This window comes from Zhongshania sp. (assembly GCF_047636175.1).
Classification (GTDB): Bacteria; Pseudomonadota; Gammaproteobacteria; order Pseudomonadales; family Spongiibacteraceae; genus Spongiibacter.
In genome coordinates, this window is record NZ_JBLIKC010000004.1 from 91096 (window position 1) to 109898 (window position 18803).

General features: G+C 48.0%; 12 protein-coding genes, 1 tRNA gene and 1 pseudogene. 7 read left to right on the forward strand and 7 right to left on the reverse strand.

The genetic code is table 11. The features are described 5' to 3' along the window. Positions 1 to 83 precede the first annotated feature (83 nt). The 5 genes from ACI955_RS03305 (at position 84) to ACI955_RS03325 (ending at position 4255) form a co-directional block, all read left to right on the forward strand. On the forward strand, positions 84 to 1220 hold the full coding sequence (locus ACI955_RS03305) for a ferredoxin reductase (RefSeq protein WP_415242311.1): 1137 nt from the start codon (positions 84 to 86) through the stop codon (positions 1218 to 1220). A gap of 44 nt (positions 1221 to 1264) precedes the next feature. Continuing rightward, entirely contained in the window at positions 1265 to 2389 is a 1125-nt protein-coding gene (locus ACI955_RS03310) for a fatty acid desaturase family protein (RefSeq protein ID WP_415242312.1), read from the forward strand. A 165-nt stretch (positions 2390 to 2554) separates the two neighbouring features. After that, the gene (locus tag ACI955_RS03315) at positions 2555 to 3211 is read left to right on the forward strand and encodes a TetR family transcriptional regulator (protein WP_415242313.1); all 657 of its coding nucleotides are present in this window, start codon (positions 2555 to 2557) and stop codon (positions 3209 to 3211) included. Then, complete coding sequence (locus ACI955_RS03320) at positions 3201 to 3425, forward strand: DUF3820 family protein (protein ID WP_415242314.1); 225 nt, start codon at positions 3201 to 3203, stop codon at positions 3423 to 3425. The genes ACI955_RS03315 and ACI955_RS03320 overlap by 11 nt, the downstream gene beginning before the upstream one ends. Positions 3426 to 3583: 158 nt before the next feature. Next, positions 3584 to 4255: an RluA family pseudouridine synthase gene (locus tag ACI955_RS03325; RefSeq protein ID WP_415242315.1), complete on the forward strand. Its 672-nt coding sequence runs from the start codon at positions 3584 to 3586 to the stop codon at positions 4253 to 4255. 102 nt (positions 4256 to 4357) lie between these two features. On the opposite strand, the gene ACI955_RS03330 is transcribed toward ACI955_RS03325, so the two are convergent. Continuing rightward, positions 4358 to 5398, reverse strand: a complete 1041-nt coding sequence (locus ACI955_RS03330; RefSeq protein WP_415242316.1) for a medium chain dehydrogenase/reductase family protein — start codon at positions 5396 to 5398, stop codon at positions 4358 to 4360. A 568-nt stretch (positions 5399 to 5966) separates the two neighbouring features. Between ACI955_RS03330 and ACI955_RS03335 the strand changes: the two are divergent. Beyond that, positions 5967 to 6035, forward strand: a pseudogene (locus ACI955_RS03335) (hypothetical protein); the annotation flags it as partial. A 189-nt stretch (positions 6036 to 6224) separates the two neighbouring features. Here ACI955_RS03335 and ACI955_RS03340 read toward each other — a convergent pair. The 3 genes from ACI955_RS03340 to ACI955_RS03350 form a co-directional block, all read right to left on the reverse strand. After that, complete coding sequence (locus tag ACI955_RS03340) at positions 6225 to 7817, reverse strand: lysyl oxidase family protein (RefSeq protein ID WP_415242317.1); 1593 nt, start codon at positions 7815 to 7817, stop codon at positions 6225 to 6227. A gap of 1355 nt (positions 7818 to 9172) precedes the next feature. Beyond that, on the reverse strand, positions 9173 to 10225 hold the full coding sequence (locus tag ACI955_RS03345) for a metallophosphoesterase (protein ID WP_415242318.1): 1053 nt from the start codon (positions 10223 to 10225) through the stop codon (positions 9173 to 9175). 675 nt (positions 10226 to 10900) lie between these two features. Next, positions 10901 to 10986, reverse strand: a tRNA-Arg gene (locus ACI955_RS03350). Positions 10987 to 12019: 1033 nt separating this feature from the next. Here ACI955_RS03350 and ACI955_RS03355 point away from each other — a divergent pair. Beyond that, positions 12020 to 13672: an AMP-binding protein gene (locus ACI955_RS03355; RefSeq protein WP_415242319.1), complete on the forward strand. Its 1653-nt coding sequence runs from the start codon at positions 12020 to 12022 to the stop codon at positions 13670 to 13672. A gap of 180 nt (positions 13673 to 13852) precedes the next feature. On the opposite strand, the gene ACI955_RS03360 is transcribed toward ACI955_RS03355, so the two are convergent. From ACI955_RS03360 to ACI955_RS03370, 3 genes are all read right to left on the reverse strand, one after another. Then, on the reverse strand, positions 13853 to 14989 hold the full coding sequence (locus tag ACI955_RS03360) for a CaiB/BaiF CoA transferase family protein (protein WP_415242320.1): 1137 nt from the start codon (positions 14987 to 14989) through the stop codon (positions 13853 to 13855). A 246-nt stretch (positions 14990 to 15235) separates the two neighbouring features. Then, a complete protein-coding gene (locus ACI955_RS03365) occupies positions 15236 to 17377 on the reverse strand; it encodes a 3-hydroxyacyl-CoA dehydrogenase NAD-binding domain-containing protein (RefSeq protein ID WP_415242321.1) in 2142 nt (713 codons plus the stop codon). Positions 17378 to 17459: 82 nt separating this feature from the next. Next, entirely contained in the window at positions 17460 to 18680 is a 1221-nt protein-coding gene (locus ACI955_RS03370) for an acetyl-CoA C-acetyltransferase (protein ID WP_415242322.1), read from the reverse strand. Between the last annotated feature and the right edge of the window lie 123 nt (positions 18681 to 18803).

Below are 18803 nucleotides of genomic sequence, written 5' to 3' on the forward strand. Positions count from 1 at the left end.
TGTGCACATACGTTTACTAACACCTTAAAACCACTGTGTCGCAACTGCCAAAACGCGCAATCAACACAGTTAAAGGGGAAGATATGAGCCTTGCCACTACAACATCCCGCAGCGCATGGCGTCGTATTATCGATACGCCAATCATTAACGCGCTTGCAGCGCCCCACGGCATTGGTCGCTATCTCGAGGTGATCAATCCGATGTGGTCACTAGATAAAAGCCGAATTCCCGCACGCATAAGCGCCATTACTGCAGAAACTGACGATAGTGTGAGCATCGAGCTATCACCCAACGGCGAGTGGACACACTTCTTGCCGGGACAATTTGTTCAAGTCTTCATTGAGATTGATGGTCGCCAACACAGCCGCAGCTACTCTCTTAGCAATAGCGCCTATAGCCGCAAACCGCGAATCACTGTCAAGGCGCACGATGACGGCTTTGTTTCTAAATACATCAACAGCCATTTGAAAGTGGGCGACCGTATTAGCCTGTCCCCCGCGCTGGGTGAATTTGTACTTCCCCAGCAGATACCTTCGGCCCTGCTATTTATTGCCGCCGGCAGCGGTATTACGCCAATGATGGCGATGTTAGAAACACTTTTAGAGCACCACCACAGCGGCGCCATCACCCTGCTCTACTACAGCCGAAATAATGCACGCTGCATATTCCGCCGGCGCTTAGAAGACTTGGCAAAGAAGCACACCAACTTTTCATTATTTTTGGTGTATAGCACTATCTCAACACCGCAGACATTGCGTGGCCATTTCAGTCAGAGCCATTTGCTTAGTGCAATCAATTCAGAGAATGGTCTTGCAGAGCACACCGGCGCTATCACATTACCGCTAACGTATGTCTGCGGTCCTGAAGCCCTAATTGACAAAGTAAGCGCCGAATACGAACTTTTGGGACATAGCGATAAGCTGCGCAGTGAGCGATTCAAGGCGCCAACCTCGCAGGCCCGCGGCGAAGCAAGCGGCAGTATTGCCTTCAAACAAAGTCAGCACATCATTGATAACGATGGCCGCGCGCTATTAGACCAGGCTGAGGAAGCCGGCTTAAACCTACAATCAGGCTGTCGCATGGGTATTTGCCATACCTGCACCTGCCTTAAAATCAGGGGCACCGTCCGCAATATTAGCACCGGCGAATTAAGCCACGGCGAAGAGCATATAAGACTGTGTGTTTCGCAGGCACTTGGCGATGTCGTCCTGTCGATTTAATGACAACAACAAATACTAATAGCAGCTATTTAAGGGGTAAACCCATGACTAAAATCACACTTAATGAGGATCAACTCGCTGCCTTTGGCAAAGAGATAGACGCCATAAAGCAGGCCGCGTTAAAGCAACGCGGTCAAAGAGATGCAACGTACATAAAACGAATTGTATGGATTCAACGTGCGCTGGCTATCGGTTCTAGAATCAGTATTTATGCTGCATTGCCACTTTTACCTTCACTGGGCTTATCGGTCGCTAGCTGGCCTCTGTTCTGGGTACTGATTTGCGCGGGCAGTATCGGTCTGGGCGTGGCCAAAATTCTAGATAATATGGAAATTGGCCACAATATTATTCACGGCCAATACGACTGGATGGGCGATCCACGCTTCCACTCCCAGCACTACGACTGGGATACAAACTGCCCAAGTGATCAGTGGGCACACTCTCATAATTATGAACACCACACCTTCACCAACGTGCTTGGCAAAGATCGTGACATTGGCTATGGAATATTACGCATGGATCCCAGCCAAAAGTGGCATCCGGCCTATTTGGCTAACCCTATCTACGCCACACTTTTAATGTTGTTTTTCGATACGGGTGTTGCCCTTCACGATGTGGAAATAGATAGCCTACGCTCAGGGAAAAAGACATTTCGTGAAATCTGGCCAAAACTAAAACAGTCACTACGCAAAACCGCAAGAATCTTTAGCAAAGATTTTATTCTTTTTCCCGCCCTGGCTGGCCCGCTGTTTCCCATCGTAATGGCGGCGAATGCAGCGGCCAACCTAATTCGTAACATTTGGACCTTTACCATTATATTTTGTGGTCACTTTCCTGCCGAAGTGCATACATTCCCGGAACATGTCTGCGAAAATGAAACACAAGGTCACTGGTATTACCGTCAACTGCTTGGCTCAGCCAACCTTGAAGGTGGCAAGCTCTTCCATATCATGAGCGGCAATTTGTCTCATCAAATTGAGCACCACCTGTTTCCAGATGTGCCCGCACATCGCTATGCAGAGCTTTCTGTACAGGTTCGCAAAGTGTGCACGAAGTACGACATACCCTATAACACTGGCCCACTGTGGAGCCAGTACGCCTCGGTTTGGGCAAAGATATTCAAACTTTCGCTACCCAGGCACAGCACAGCTGCTGCCATTACCGCGTAAGCCAGAACCCCACCCTGATAAATCCTCTGCTGGTCACATCCAGCAGAGGATTGTAAACTTAGCTTCTAGCTTCTGAGCGTCGCCAATACCCGCCAATAGCAAAACTGTATAGGCGTAAGTAAGTTTGGCGAAAGTATCCTTCTCGACCAAGAATCCGGTAACACTATGAGTCGTCCCCAAAAGCGTCATCGCAGCCACGGCGATACGCTAATTAATACTCGACAGGCATTGTTAGAAGCGGTTTTAGAGCTGATAAATCGCGACAAGAGCTTCGACGGCATCAGCCTGCGTGAAGTTACCCGTGAAGTAGGCATTACTCCCGGTGCGTTTTACCGACATTTTCCCGACATGGACAGCCTCGGTTTAGAATTGGTCACATCGTCGTTCAGTACCTTGCGTACTATGCTAATCACGGTACGTGCCAATCCCATCCCGGAAGAATTAATTATCCGCCGGTCGGTCGAAACCTTTATAACCTATGTGCGTGCACATCGGCGTCAGTTTCAATTTATTAGCAGAGAAGCCTTCGGTGGCGTTGCCATTATTCGCAATGCAATCAATGACGAATTCAAACAACTCGAAGTCGAACTCGCAAGCGATTTATCGAGGTTAGTGAGTAGTGAGAGCTGGAGCGAAGAAGACTTACAAATGCTGGCTAGCTTGATGATTGGGTCGATGATTCAAATCGTCACCCAACAGCTCATGGGACGTCCACGCGGTGAAGACGACGCCGAATTAATTCTCAAAGCCGAGAAACAACTGCGGCTTATCGCCTTGGGTGCAAATGCCTGGCACAGCACGAGCAGCAAGAATGACGCTTGATAACCAAGATCCCCAGCTGTTGATCGATGCCGTAAATCAGATCATGCCCTTTGGAAAATACCATGGCCGAAAATTACTGGAACTCCCAGAACCGTATTTGGTGTGGTTCCATAAACAGGGTTTTCCGGCTGGCAAACTCGGTAATCAACTGGCGTTGATGTACGAGATTAAACTCAATGGCCTTGAAAACATGCTAAGACCATTGCTGCGTTAAGTCCGCAAATTTTATAAACCCACTGGCGGTGAGTTTATAAAAGGTATTTGCATTGTGCTCCCATAATGAGCCAATAAGGCCTACACGAACACACTTCGCTTTTTTTGGATATAACACGCCAAGATCACTCGACTCTTGATAGTAAGACAGGCTGCGCATTGAAAGAAAAAATCGATGATTTTATCGCCCCACTCTGCCACGAGAGTATTGATATTCTTTATCAGGATGAGCACATACTACTTATAAATAAGCCCACTGGCTTGCTGAGTCTCTCCGGAAAGAATCCCTTGAACCAAGATTCGGTGCACTTCCGTATGCGCAAGATCTTCCCAGAAATCACCTTGGTGCATCGCTTAGATTTTGGCACCTCGGGGATCATGATTTTGGCATTGAACAAAGCCATAAACGCCAAGCTGACTAAGCAGTTCCAATGCCGCAGTGTGCAGAAAACCTATCTAAGCGAATTATTCGGCCATATTGAGGAAGACAGCGGCGTCATAGATGCGCCGATTGCAAAAGACTCTGAAAACTTTCCTATCGTCAAAATCTGTGAACAATCGGGTAAGCTCGCCCAAAGTCACTTCCAAGTGATCGCAAGACTGAGGAATCCAACTCGCAGTCGCGTACTCTTCACCCCAATAACCGGTCGCACTCATCAACTAAGAATTCATAGCCTTGCCATTGGCCACCCTATTCTGGGCTGCGATTTGTATAAAAACCAACATTCAGAAAAGTTAGCATCAAGATTGCTATTACACGCCGACTCGCTGGCGTTTGATCACCCGATAACAGGCGAAAGAATGTCTCTACATTGTCCATGTTCTTTTTAGTATTGTTTGTACATTCAGATCATTTAACTACTAGCAAGAAACACCAGCTCGCTGCCATGCACTAAAAGCAAAGACAGCTCCCCGTTTAAATGGCTAGCCACCCTAATAGGGATTACAGCGCAGCACGACCTTACCAGTAATCGCCGCGCTATCGATGCGCTTATGCACCGCCTGGGCTTGATCTAGATCAACGATGGCGTCAATCTTGGGCTGCAAATGCCCTTGCTTTAACAAAGCGAACAAGTGACTCACATCCTCTTTAAACTGCTGGGGGTGTTTTTTACGTCGGCTATGGATATTGTAAAACTGACTCTCTTTGCCATCGGGTATCATCCGCCACCCTAGTAGCAACTTAAAAAAGCCCCATAGTAAGGACGGCACTTTCTCTTCGCCGGTGGTTAGCTGCAAAGCACCAAAGCCAACCAATAAGCCACCACGCTTGAGGCAGCGATAAGATCTTGTCCAATTGCGACCGCCAATCGTGTCAAACACCACGTCGACACCCTCACCAGCAGTGAGGCGCTCTATCTCAGCAACAAATTCGTCTGCTCGGTAATCGATGGGCTCCGCCCCCAATGCGCGCACTGTGTCATGCTTACCCTTTGAGGCCGTACCATACATTTTAAGACCTTGCAGCCGCCCTAGCTCCAGCAATCCGGTGCCTACTGCGCCCGCTGCCGCATGAACTAGGCACGTTGAACCCGCTGGCAGTTCTCGAATCCGTGTCAGCATTTGGTAGGCCGTGGTATATGACAATATCATCGCCACCGCCGCAGCGGGGTCCAAGCCATCCGGCGCGGCAATCAATGACTCTGTAGACACACAAAGATACTGGGAATAGCCACCAATAACGGGCATATCCGCCACGTACTGCCCTAGCTTAAAATCATTAACCCCCTCACCCAAAGCATCAACAACGCCAAACCAATCATAACCAAGAGTAAACGGTGGTTTATCCTTGATAGCGTAGTACTGACCCTGACGAATGATGGTATCTGTAAACCCAGTTCCAGCAGTCAGCACTTTTACGCGCACTTCGCCACGCTTTGGCAGCGGCAAGGATTCTTCTACCCTTAACTTTAGAACCTCAGGCCCACCAAATTCGGCGACCTCAATATAGTGATAAGATTTATTATTGACCATAGCGCACTACCTAACGATATAAAGCTTTGATAATACCCTGATGGCGACTTAAAAAACGCTTAACCATTACCACCGTGCCATGATGCGAGCCTAGCCAAACCGTTCTTAATTAAATGACGCCTCAGAATCGCCCACCAGAACAACACTATTAGCGGCGGTGCGATTTGTTTCAGTTTCTGCAAACATAGCAGCCGCAGTCAAAATAAAAAGCCCGACCGAACACGCGAGCGGCAAATATAAGCGCCATAACCCCGCTTATTAATAGACCCACATAGTGCGATCGCCATACAGATGAAGCGCCTAAGTAACGTTAAGTGAGACAGCAGTATAAATTTGGTGCTGCCCTGCCGTTGTAGATTGAAGCAGGGCTTGGCATTTTTTCAAAGTCGCCAATATTGAATTTAGAGCAAGCGCGAGATTGCGTTGAGCTAACATCAGCGGGTGGCTGAATATGAAGGCTTCCAAAAGTTCTGCGGCTCGACTTCGAGTATGGTGTAATTTGGCCACACAAGACCTACGTTTACTTGTGCAATCGGAACCGGCTCGTTTATAGCTTGAACCGAAAAAAGTCAGTATTCGTGATCAACGCAGCCGCTGGGGAAGCTGTTCCTGCAAAGGCAATATCCCGTTAAATTGACGACTAGCGTTAATGCCTGTTTCGGTCGGCTATTATGTCATGGCGCATAAGTTCTCACATTTGCAGTAGATGAATCACAGCAAAGCCTTTTGGCAGATAGTAAAACGCCTCTGCCCAGAATATCTCCAAGCAGAGGCGTAGTTAAAGCAGCATGGTACTGCGCTTATATTGCTTTAGCGCTAGTCGGGCCTAAACCCGGCGACGTAAATATTGGCCCAGCACAGTAAAGCCTAATAACAGCCACAGCATTTGCAGCATCGCGCCGCCACCGCCATTACTACTAATTTGTTCAGGTGGTGCTGACGGAACACTTTCATTTAAGGCATTAATGTTACGTTGACTGGGATGAGGACCACTAAATACTACTTTATTTGTGTCCCATGGTGAGATACCCCAGCCACGCTCCAAAATACTAATTTCTTCGCCTTGAATATCAATGTAGGCATAAGAAACATTATCGGTTTCATCGCTTTCAACGACGTTGTTATATTCGTCAACCATGGCATGCACGATGTATTTGCCATTGCCTTGACCAGAAAACTCAACGTACTGACCAGGTCGCTGCCAGCGATAAACATCGCCCCAGCCAACAGACAATCCAACGACCCCGTTATTAAACGAAAAGCAACCACCGCCGGGGCTGTCGCCACCTGGGATTTCACTTCCTTGCTCAAATTTGTACCAATTACCCCAAAGTTGGTCTGCTGGACAAAATCCCGATTTACTGCCCGCACCGGCTTTTTCCATTGAACCCGTATCACTGTCCATGACCTTGTATAGGTAATAGCTCAGAATAAAGTCATCATGAAAATGAGCGTGGGTCGGATGATAGGAATAGGTGCCGGCATCTAAAAACTCAATGCTGCCATCAGAGTAATGTAATGCCTGTTCCATAGGGCCGACCACAATACGCGACATCGCTTCTTCTGGGTTTAGTTCGGCATCGCCGTCTTGCAGGTCTTCGGTTAATCGAAAGCGCATGTCATAAATACCTTCACCGATATTTATGGGCCCCGAGGTTAAACGCAAACATACCTCAGCGTCAGCGCCGCCCAATGCTTTGGGTGCGGCTTCATCCGCAGAACAACTAATTAATGACTCCCCCAAAACTGAGGCAGGCGGATTGACGCTGTCTGGTGGGTAAACACCATTAAGCGGATTGATTGGTGCAGTAAAGGTCAGTTCGTAAGGTGGCACGGTTCTAAGATTGGGATAAAGTGCACGCACTTCGCCTTCGGATCGCAACTGCTCGGGGGTTACCGATTCTAATTTTGCACGTAAACGGTAGGAGGCTTTTTCCGCACCACTGGGTCGCACGCGTATACTCCAAAGCCCCGGTTCAGGGTCGTCTACTAAAGCTTCCGAGTTGAATTGGTTAGTGGTTTCATCACTGGCTACCAAGTTTCCCGCGGGATTAAATATCTCAACCGTAAGTGAGTTTGTGCGAACCGGGGTTGAGATACCAACGCGCAATCGCGCACCTGTTTCGGTCAACTCAATTAAGTATTCTGGACATGTGCTTTCGGTACAAGCGGCATCTGCCACCGTGCCGTCTAAAGTTTCTGTGCCCTGCCAGAATACGGCTTCGTCGGCCGCTAAAATATTATCATCCGAAATATTCGTTTCTAAGTCTGTGCGCTCGCTGCTTGCATAGCTGTTACCGCTGAGCTCAAAAGTGATTAGATCGCGAGGTGTTGGTTGGTGTTGGTCCCCGTTGTGAGCAAAACCGTTCAAGCTCATAGTAGCCAAGCTAATGCCGGTAAGTAGGTATAAAGTTTTCATATTGCTGTTCTTCGCAAGTAAAAGTGGCAATAAGGAGAACGCAACATATATGCCAATTAACGCAAGGTAATTTAGCAACATGGATTTATAACGATGAATTTTGATATTACAGCAAGCAGCTTATTCGTTGCTGTGCAGGGTAGAATGCCGTCATGCTTAGCTATCCACACGCCGTCTATGCCGATGTCGTTCAACATTGGGCTTGGCCGCTAGTGCGGTTGCAGCTCATCTGAAAAGACAAGCCGTGTTGTATTATTGACGGCCATGCGGGCGCAGACATGTTTCATTTAAGTGCGCCAGAGGCCCAAAAAAAGTCGGAATATTAACAAGGAGTAGCGCAACTTTGGCCACAGCATGAAATGCTGGGGGCGGTGTATGACTATTTTTCGGCGATAAGCCACGCTGAGGAAGACAAAAATCTACCTCAGTATTCTGGCTCACTCTGGTTAACCATACAACCTCAAAAAGACAGGAAGAATATAAGATCTAGCCACTGATTGTCGACGTTCAAAATCATCGCCAATATTCAATAAACCCTGTTCTTGTTAGTCAGATTCCAAGCAATTCTAATTATTTCTCAAGCATTTATAGTTCTCCTCAAGGAGGAGTCGTCATAAAATAGAAGCGATGCCCTGCCGCCTATTGATATCCGCTAATAACATTATCAACCTGTCCCTGCCTCAGCCCAAAAAACTAATTTTAGGCGGCGCTCGGTTAGTGTATTGAGGGATGGTAGAAGGCTGTCCTTTTTCTTAAGGTGAGACAGAATCTTGTCTATACCTTACTAATCCTCGATACAGGCGAAAACCTTCACTGGTGTCGCCGCGATCAGCACAGGTGTTTACATCAGTGCCTAATACTCATTTCAACCACTGCACCCCGGTCATGGCTTTACCACGCTAAACTAATGCTTTGTCTTGACCACTCGCTCTTCCCCCTTGCCCATGAGTATCTGCCGGTAACCGTATGTGGAGCCGCCAGTGTCCATTCAGCACTACCGTTGCGTTGTAGCTTGAGGCAGGGCTTGGCGTTTTTTCAAAATTGCCAAGATTGGATTTAGGGCAGGCCCAAGATTGACTTGACGCTTCATCAGCAAGCGGCTGAATATGAAACCTCAGGCAGTATGTTGTTTCATGGCCTAGAAACCACCCTTAGCCAAAACTTAATCTACCATCGCAGATCTAGCACGACCGCCAATCTAAAAAATGAGGGGGCAAAGTCAATACTAAAAAAGTACTTATCGCGACCATAGAGAACCTATGACAGAGCTCAAAACCTAGGCTTTACCGTTGAAACCAAAAAAACAGCCGGCAAAGTGCCGGCTGTTTTTCGTGGAACTGAATACCACTTGGCATTTAGTCAGCTTGTTCGGCAGAATCCCAACCTAGCTCGTTTAGAGTCCTGGTGGTTCGCCATATCTCGGTCGCAATAGACGGATCATCTGCGCTCGTGGCGTAAGCGATGGCGGTCATTTCCGTCGCTGTAAATTCCATCCACCAATACGCGGCCGTCTCGTCTTCGTAAGTAAATTCTTCGACGATGCCTAGATCTTCAGGAAACCCAGGTTCATGCACACCTCGCGCTCCTGCCCCGCTATTAATGAACGCTGTACGACCACAAGATTCTTGAGGTGCCTCCCAGCGCAATTGATGCTGATGCCCATAGAAGTAAAACTGCACTTTGTCGCACATGAATTCCTGTTGCGCTTCCTTCTGAAACTTGTTGCCATCCCCCTTGTAGCCCTCGCTTGCATATTGGTAGTGACCAAATGCAATTTTCCAATTAGCACTGCTTGATTCGATAGAATCCTTCATCCACGCTACCTGTTCGTCACGCGAATACATCAAATCAGGTCCCAGCCGAAGTCCACTCACGCTGTCACCAGCTGTCAGGGTGTCGGTATCCAAACTCCACATCTCGACCAGTCCATCACCGAACTTTACGTTGTAATAGCGGCTTGGAATATTCCATTTACCGCTGGTCCCTTTTTTGTAGGTGTATTCTACTTCGTGATCGCCATTGACTACGATATGTCCACTTGCCCCGTTATCATGGTTTCCAAGCGTCATGTAAAACGGAATATCGAAGTCCGCGTACGGTCCTTCAAATGCAAGCTCAAACTGCGGGTCATCTGTGCCAATAAGCGGACCAACGTTGTAGATGTTGTCACCCAACGCCACGACGAAGTCGCAACTCAACTCGTTGCAGGTTTTGAGCATGGCTTGAGCTGCGTCAAGCTGATCTTGTTGCTGAGTCCCTTGATCACCAATCAGAAGAAACTGTACGGTCTCTCCAATATTATCTTTAGTTAAAGAACTAGGGCCGGTTGACGGCACCAAGCCGTCTTTCCCGCCTCCGCAAGCAGCGAGGGAAAGTAGTAGCGCGAACGAAATTGGAAGCTTACTCATCAAAAATACCCAATACAAATAGTGAACGGTGTAAAAGTTATCTAGTGATAATGTAGCAAAGATATTGCATTCTCATGAAACAGAAAAAATTATTTGCGCAGCTTTTGGCGGAACTCCAAGATACGGCGCTTTTTGCCGGAAATTTTCAATCTGTAAGGTAAAGCTCATTATCGCGCGCCAAGCCTCTTATGGAAGCCACTATTTAAATACCCCAAATTTCCGTAAGAGCGGCACTCGAGCTTGATACTACTTTAGCGTACCGTATCAGGAATCTTGGCAAGACAATTGTTGCACTAGTCATAATTCACAGCTCTGCCGGTACCTCCTAACGCTAGCTGCTCCGAATTTTTGCTCTACACCAAATATTGCATGCTTCAGTCGTCGTCGCGCCGTTCACTAACTCTAGCGCCAATGACTACCGTGTCGACAAAGACCACCGGTATTTTAAATTTTGCGATCGCTATCCACTAGAATGGCACCAACGTCAGTCCTTTCAACTCTGTGTAAGTATTGAATCCGTTCTAAATAGCCGATGCGTGCATCTGCAAACAAGCGAAATTAGACCACGTGGATAAGCTGATTAAAAACATCCATCTAGCATTAAGAAAGCGGCATTTCAATAATGAAAAAATATGCGTCTAAGGCCGCAACGTTTATGTACATTTTCCTTGAGAATGGCGTCCCAAAGAGGATTTGATTTAACTATATATAAGAATTGCCGCTTAGAACGCGACTACTTTATCCAGCTGAGCTACTGAGACTCCATTGGTGAGGCTATAAACTATCTTGGGATCAGTCATACGATTTAACTTGTGTCGGCGCTCTGATGTCGGGCAGAGCATCGGGTAATGAAATACGCACACAAACTCGCCGAGATATAAATATTAGACTGAGCTTGTGATTGTTTTTTAGATCCGGGAAGCGGCAACTAGGGCAGGCACCGCCACAGCAGAATCCAACTACTTATTAATAGCGCGTGATTTGTAAACAGCAAATTGCTTGATTGGCTAATCACAGAGGCAGCAGTGTGTTTGACTAGCCCGATCTTAGGCGCTGCAGCAAGCTAGAAATTTTGCTTTTATCCCGAATACCTTATATCCACAACTATTTTTATTTTGGTACTACTCATTAGTTACCCCTTATAAGTATAAGGTGAACATATTTAAACCGACTGACTATGCATACCCAGTTCAATGAAATGAATACTTTTCTGCTCGCAATGAATAGAGAATTGTACAGACCAGACTCAGCCCACTATCGTGCGCCTTAAAATACAGCTAAATTTCGACGTTACGTAGAAAATCCATCTGCCTATCTAGCTCCCCATAAGGCCCCGCGCACTTTGCTGGTGCAATTAAGTGGCGCCTTATATATCGCTCTATTAATACAGCTATAACCCTAACAAAATGACAAAATAGCTAGATTTTACGTATTGGACGCCACAACACCCCGTAAGTCGAAGCGACTTGACTCGCTGTGACTATCCAGCGCTATATTACTGGTATTGAGTTATTCCATAGTTATATTTGAGCCATCATGAAGATACTGTGCAGTAAATACGGTTCCGGTGCTGTGCCATCAACACGTCGCGACATGTATTCATACATTTTATTGCCCGCATTACATTATTAGTAAACAAATTTTGCTAGTATCGATCACGTATCAATACGCTTTACCCAGCAAAGCATCGACCTCAGAGCGATCAAACTAATTTTTAGTAAGAATATCAGGAATAACAAACGCAACAACAAGCAGTTTTGAGCATTAAATACACAACAATAAAAAGGCACAATGATGACTAAAAAAAAGCATTACCAACTCCCACTTGAACGCTTGAAAATACTCGTGCGCGAGCACGGCGATGAAGTCTGGCTACACCAGCCGACAAGTCGAGTCTGGGCCCAGTACACTTTTAACGAGGTCTATGATTCAGCGCTGCGTATTGCCAGTGGACTTAAAGCGCAAGGCATCAACAGTGGCGATCGCGTCGCAATTCTTGCCAAAAATAGCGCCTACTGGATGATCGCGGATTTTGCCTGCATGCTGGGGGGCTTTATTAGTGTGCCGATTTACGCCACTGCAGGTGAGGACACCATTAGCTACGTGATGGAGCACAGTGATAGCAAAGCGATTTTCGTCGGTAAATTAGATGATGGCACGGCAGCGGATGCCGTATTAAACGCTACTAACGTCATTGCTCTTCCTGACTATAATTTAGAAAGTCGCGTTCCAGATCATCACTGGCATGATTGGCTGCTCCGCTGTGAGCCACTAACAGATATTCATCAGGCGGCGGCGGATGATACGCTTACTATCGCTTACACCTCAGGCAGCACCGGCAAGCCCAAGGGGGTAGTTCTATCTCACATAAATCTTGCCGCCGCCGGCCATGACACCGCAGACCTACTAGGAGAGGGCGATAGTGAACGACGCGTACTTTCTTACCTACCAATGGCACACATCACCGAACGCTCAATAGTGACCATGCACTCCTTGTACAAGCGTCTCACCATTTACTTTAACGAAGATCTCGCTAGCTTCGTTGAAGATCTAAATATAGCTAAGCCAAGCTTTTTTATGACCGTGCCGCGCCTATGGGCAAAGTTCCAATCTCAGGTGCTGTCAGTCATCCCCGACGAGCAACTCCAAGAGATGCTTAAGGGCGAAGGCGGAGAAGCGGTAGCCGCCGGCATCCGCGCAAAGTTAGGTCTTAGCGAATGTTCGGCCTTCGGCTCCGGCACTGCGCCCATTCCCCCGGGCCTACTCAAGTGGTTTCGGGGCATCGGCATTGATATCGGGGAAGGCTGGGGCATGACAGAGACATCTGGCCCAGCATGCTCCAACCTGCCCTACCACGCCGAACGAATAGGAAGCATTGGCGTGCCGCTACCCTGCACAGATATGAAGATTTCCGACGAGGGCGAAATCCTTATTCGTGGCACCGCAATATTTAAAGAGTATTACAAGAATCCTGAAGCCACCGCCGAAACCTTTATTGATGACTGGATGCACACCGGCGACAAGGGCATCCAGAATGACGACGGCTCCTTTAGTATTATTGGCCGCGTGAAAGAACAATTCAAAACTGGCAAGGGTAAATATGTGGCGCCCGTTCCTATTGAATGCCTAATTGGCGCTGTCCCTCTTATCGAACAAGTTTGTGTGGTGGGGTCTGGTCGCGGGCAGCCAATGGCGCTAGCTGTGCTCGCCGACTTAGGAAATATCAACAAGGATGACGTTCGCAACATCATTTCCAGCGCGGTTGCTGAACTGAACGCGGGCTTAGAGTCACATTGCCGTATTGATCACATACATATATGCGATGAAGCGTGGACTATTGAAAATAATATGCTGACTCCGACAATGAAACTAAAGCGCGATATACTCGAGGCAAAGTATCGCCATATTATTGAAGGCGAAACCAAGGAGCTGGTGGGCTGGAGCTAAAACTGCTAGCGCGGCGCGCTAGAAAAAATTCTAGTGCGCCGCGCTTACCATCGATCTTATCGCTAATCGCTCAGTAAAATTTTACAAAACTCTTTAGCAAGCTCCTCGCTTCAACTGTCATTGCACTTGTTACTACAAACACCACGACTGAAACTGTGCCTAAGGGCATGGCCATTACAGTTAGCTCAAGACGCCCCGACTATTAAGCTCGGCGAGTTCAGCTTCGCCATAGCCTAGCTCCGTTAATACGGTCTTCGTGTCCGCACCAGCTTTACGTGGCGAGAACTGCACTTCAGACACGGTGCGACTAAAGCGTGGCGCCGGCGCTGGCTGAACTTGATCAGCAATTTCTATATAGGTATTACGTGCAATATTATGGGGATGCTTTGGGGCTTCTCGGTAGTCTAGTACCGGGGCGAAACACACGTCACTACCCTCCATAATTTCACACCACTGCGCCTGGGTTTTAGTCTTGAGCGCGGCCGCTATTTTCGCCTTCAAAAGCGGCCACTCACCGGCATTGACCTGATTCGCAAAAGCCGCAGGATCAAGCTCCAGCTTCTCTATGAGTAGTGCATAAAATTGCGGCTCGATCGATCCGATAGAAACAAATTCACCATCGATAGTTTCATACACATCGTAAAAATGGGCTGCGCCGTCAAGCATATTGCTAGCACGCTTTGGCCCCCAAATACCAAGCTTGTCCATACTGTAGAACATAGACATCAAGCTGGCAGAGCCATCAGTTATCGCAGTGTCGATAACCTGACCCAGTCCAGAGTTTTTTGCCTCCAGTAGCGCCGCGAGTATTCCCATTACTAGAAAATGACTACCGCCCGCATAGTCACCCACTAAATTAAGGGGTGGCACTGGGGAATCTTGTCTACCAATGGCGGCGAGGGAACCAGTGAGTGAGATATAGTTAATATCGTGACCTGCCGCCTGCGCCAAAGGACCGGTTTGCCCCCAGCCCGTTATGCGGCCATAGACTATTTTCGGATTGCGCTGCAAACAGACATCCGGACCAAAACCTAAACGTTCAGCAACACCGGGACGAAAGCCCTCAAAAATAGCATCGGATTGCTCAACGAGCTTAAGTAGCGCTTCAACACCCTGCTCAGTCTTCAAATTAAGAGCAATAGATTTCTTACCACGGGAATGGCAGTCAAGGTCAGAGGGTAGACCAATGCCGTTGGCCCGTGATGAGCGTTCAACGACGGTGATCTCTGCGCCCATATCTGCCAGCAGCATCCCCGCGTAGGGCCCGGGGCCGATGCCCTTCATTTCTATTATTTTAACGCCAGCTAAGGGACCCATTTCACACACTCCTAAAATCACTAATTAGTAAAAAATCAACGGCGATGAAACACCTAAAAGTTGATCACTATTATACGAACACAAATTAAAAAAATTGCTTAGTCCATCGCGAAAATAATTTTTCTTCCGTAAAATTGCGCATCACTCATTACCCTGCCAATTTATTTATTATTGACATAAAAAACGGTGGCTCATTTGCACAGACCACCGTAATTTTTGCAACGTTAACTGACTATCTCGATCTTATTATGAGGCGAAGGTTTCGCCCGCGGCTAATTTCGCAGCCACTATTGCTGGCGCTTTAAAGCGTTCGCCATAGCTAGCTTCAAGTTCCGCGCAGCGATCACTAAAGCGCTGTATGCCGTATGTGTTAACAAACTGAATAAAGCCACCAGTCCACATTGGCGCTCCGATACCCATGACCGAGCCGATATTACCGTCGACCACTGTGCGCAAAACGCCTTCTTCAAGGCACTTCAACGACTCAATGACTTGACGGAACAATAGGCGATCTTTGACATCTTGGTCTGGGAGAACAACCTCTGACTTATAGTATTTCTCTAAAATAACCGGCCATACGGTTTTGCCAGACTCACTCCAGTCATAGTAACCACCGCCGTGATGACGACCACCACGATCGTGCTCTTCCACCATTAAATTGATGATTTCCATAGTCAGGCTGCGATCACCCATATCTAGGCCCATCTCTTCCCACGTGGCATTCGCCTTGTACTGCAATTGCTGACTGGTTTCATCAGTAATCGTCAACGGCCCTACGGGCATGCCAATGGCCTTCCCTAAGTTATCGATTTTAATCGGGTGCAGGCCTTCGTGAATAAGTCTGGCGCCCTCATCTAGGTAAGTACCAAATGTACGGGAGGTGAAGAAGCCAACCGAGTCGTTAACAACAATCGGAATTTTGCGAATTTGCTGAGTGAAATCGAAGGCTTTAGCAAGCGCTTCATCACTGGTTTTTTCGCCGCAAATTATTTCTACCAAGGGCATTTTGTCGACCGGCGAGAAGAAGTGAACACCGATAAAATTATCAGGTTTTCTACTGCCTTCAGCCAATATGGTGATGGGCAAGGTTGAGGTATTGGAACCCCATACGCCGTTCTCTGCCAAGAAGGGCTCTAACTCTTGAGTAATTTTGTGCTTAAGCTCAACATTTTCAAACACAGCCTCAATGATCAGGTCACAGCCACGCAGGTCTTCATTTTCAGCAGTGGGCTTAATCAGTGCCAATACTTGATCACGTTTTTCCTGCGTCATGCGGCCCTTGGCAACACTTTTATCCAAAAGTTTTTGCGAGTAGGCCTTACCCTTATCGGCGCTTTCCTGCGAGATATCTTTGAGGACAACAGCGATACCGGCCATGGCTGAAACATAGGCGATGCCCTGCCCCATCATACCGGCGCCAAGAATACCGACTTTCTTCGTCAGATTTTTTTCCTGACCTTCAGGGCGGCTAGATCCAGCATTGATTTTATTCAAGCCAAAAAAGAAGGTGGTAATTAGGTTCTTCGCCTCTGGCGTAGTGACCAGGTGCGCAAGTCCGCGACTTTCTATCTTCATCGCAGCATCGAAACCAACAGTGGCGGCCTGTACCGCGCAATCCAGTATTTCAGCTGGCGCAGGCATCAAACCACGGGTTTGCTTAAACAGCATGGTAGTTGCAACAGGCAGAATCTGTGAGTTGGCAGGATCACTCGCCTTGCCGCCGGGAATTTTAAAACCCTTAACATCCCATGGCTGAACAGCGGCACTTTCGTCGCCCTTCACAGACAGGATATAAGCCTTGGCACGCGGGACCAACTCTTCTACGCTGGCGACCACTTCGTGAATCATACCCGCCGCCAGCGCTTTTTCTGGAACCAGCTTTTTGCCCTCTACCAGCAGTGGCAAGGCAGACTGCAGCCCCAGCAAACTTACCATACGGACAATGCCACCGCCGCCAGGCAAAAGGCCCAAGCTAACTTCTGGCAAACCTATTTGCACCGACTTATGGTTGTAGGCAATACGGTGATTACAGGCTAGGCATATTTCAAAACCGCCACCCAGAGCAGCGCCATTGATTGCAGCAACCACGGGGACGGGTAACTTCTCTAGGCGACGCAGCTGACCTTTAACCACGTCTAAGCGATCCATCATCACGCCTTCTTGGCCCTTTTCTATAGCCAATAGGTCTTTAATATTACCGCCAGCAAAAAACACCTTTTTGGCCGAAGCGAATACCACGCCCGTCAGGCCCCGCTCTGCTTCTAGTTTTTCAATGGTCTCGCCCATCGCCAAGTCATACTCTTCGTTCATTGAGTTAACGGGGCCAGTCATGTCCATCGTCACGGTAACAATACCGTCGGCATCTCTTTCGTACTTAAATACGCTCATGTCACTTCTCTCAAATTTGTCTTCTGTATGCGATTTAGAACGCTGTCTATAAATCGCAGGATAGCAAGTCGCTCGCGGCGCTCTACAGTCTTTCTATAAGGGTGCTAATACCCATGCCACCGCCAACACACAGTGATAGCATTGCGCGTTTCAAGTTGCGGCGCTCCAGCTCGTCAAGCATCACCGATACCAACATACCGCCCGTCGCTCCCAGGGGGTGCCCCATAGCAATCGCGCCGCCATTTACATTGGTAATTTCGTGATCGATACCTAGGTCTTTCATATAGCGCATGGCCACTGAGGCAAAGGCTTCATTGATCTCCCAAAGATCGACATCGGCGACGGTTAGGCCCGCTACTTTTAGGCACTTCATTGCCGCTGGGCCGGGGCCAGTTAGCATAATGATAGGATCGGTAGATAGCACCGCTGTAGCGACAATGCGCCCGCGTGGCGTTAAGCCCAAATCCTTACCCGCCTTCTCAGAGCCAATCAATACCGCAGACGCACCATCGACAATCCCCGATGAGTTACCTGGGGTATGAACATGGTTGATTTTGTCTAATTGATTGTATTTTTGGAGCATTGTGTCGTTAAAGCCAAGACTGCCCATGGCCTCGAATGAAGCCCGCAGCTTACCTAGGGTTTCAATAGTGGTACCGGGCTTAATGAAGTCATCGCGCTCAAGAATCATTAGGCCATTTTTGTCCCGCACTGGCAGCACAGACTTATCGAAGTAGCCATTGTCACGCGCATGCGCAGCGCGGCGCTGAGACTCTACTGCAAAGGCATCAACATCTTGACGGCTATAGCCATCAAGGGTGGCAATGGTATCGGCGCCAATGCCCTGAGGCACAAAGCCCACCTTTAGCATAAAGCCGGGATCTTGCCCCATGGCTCCGCCGTCGGCACCCATTGGTACCCGTGACATACTCTCAACACCACCCGCGACAATGAGATGTTCCCAACCCGAGGCGATTTTCTGCGCAGCAGTGTTTACCGCTTCTAATCCAGAAGCACAAAAGCGATTAAGCTGCACACCGGCAACCGATTCATCCCAATCAGCATTTTGCACAATCATCTTGGCGATATCGGCTCCCTGCTCATTAACCGGCGCCACACAACCTAAAATCACATCATCTACGTAACTGGTATCAAGGTCATGACGCTGCTGAAGCCCTTTCAACAAGCCGGCGCCTAAGTCGATAGCTTTGACTTCATGCAGTGTGCCGTCAGCTTTACCTTTAGAACGCGGTGTACGCACGGCGTCAAATATATATGCCGGATTGGCAGCTTGTGTACTCATATTAACCTCATGTGATGGGTAAACTTTTTCAAGGTCGCTAGTGTTTAACCTGAGAGGTATTTAGGCAATGACGCCCGCCAACAAAAACAGACACTAGGTGACCCCAGAATGCTAAACTCCTGT

Excerpts from the sequence above, each read along its gene's own strand:
- ACI955_RS03340 (WP_415242317.1), bottom strand. The coding sequence starts at position 7,817 with ATGAAAACTTTATACCTACTTACCGGCATTAGCTTGGCTACTATGAGC.
- ACI955_RS03355 (WP_415242319.1), top strand. The coding sequence starts at position 12,020 with ATGACTAAAAAAAAGCATTACCAACTCCCACTTGAACGCTTGAAAATA.
- ACI955_RS03320 (WP_415242314.1), top strand. The coding sequence starts at position 3,201 with ATGACGCTTGATAACCAAGATCCCCAGCTGTTGATCGATGCCGTAAAT.
- ACI955_RS03360 (WP_415242320.1), bottom strand. The coding sequence starts at position 14,989 with ATGGGTCCCTTAGCTGGCGTTAAAATAATAGAAATGAAGGGCATCGGC.
- ACI955_RS03345 (WP_415242318.1), bottom strand. The coding sequence starts at position 10,225 with ATGAGTAAGCTTCCAATTTCGTTCGCGCTACTACTTTCCCTCGCTGCT.
- ACI955_RS03365 (WP_415242321.1), bottom strand. The coding sequence starts at position 17,377 with ATGAGCGTATTTAAGTACGAAAGAGATGCCGACGGTATTGTTACCGTG.
- ACI955_RS03370 (WP_415242322.1), bottom strand. The coding sequence starts at position 18,680 with ATGAGTACACAAGCTGCCAATCCGGCATATATATTTGACGCCGTGCGT.
- ACI955_RS03305 (WP_415242311.1), top strand. The coding sequence starts at position 84 with ATGAGCCTTGCCACTACAACATCCCGCAGCGCATGGCGTCGTATTATC.
- ACI955_RS03315 (WP_415242313.1), top strand. The coding sequence starts at position 2,555 with ATGAGTCGTCCCCAAAAGCGTCATCGCAGCCACGGCGATACGCTAATT.
- ACI955_RS03330 (WP_415242316.1), bottom strand. The coding sequence starts at position 5,398 with ATGGTCAATAATAAATCTTATCACTATATTGAGGTCGCCGAATTTGGT.
- ACI955_RS03310 (WP_415242312.1), top strand. The coding sequence starts at position 1,265 with ATGACTAAAATCACACTTAATGAGGATCAACTCGCTGCCTTTGGCAAA.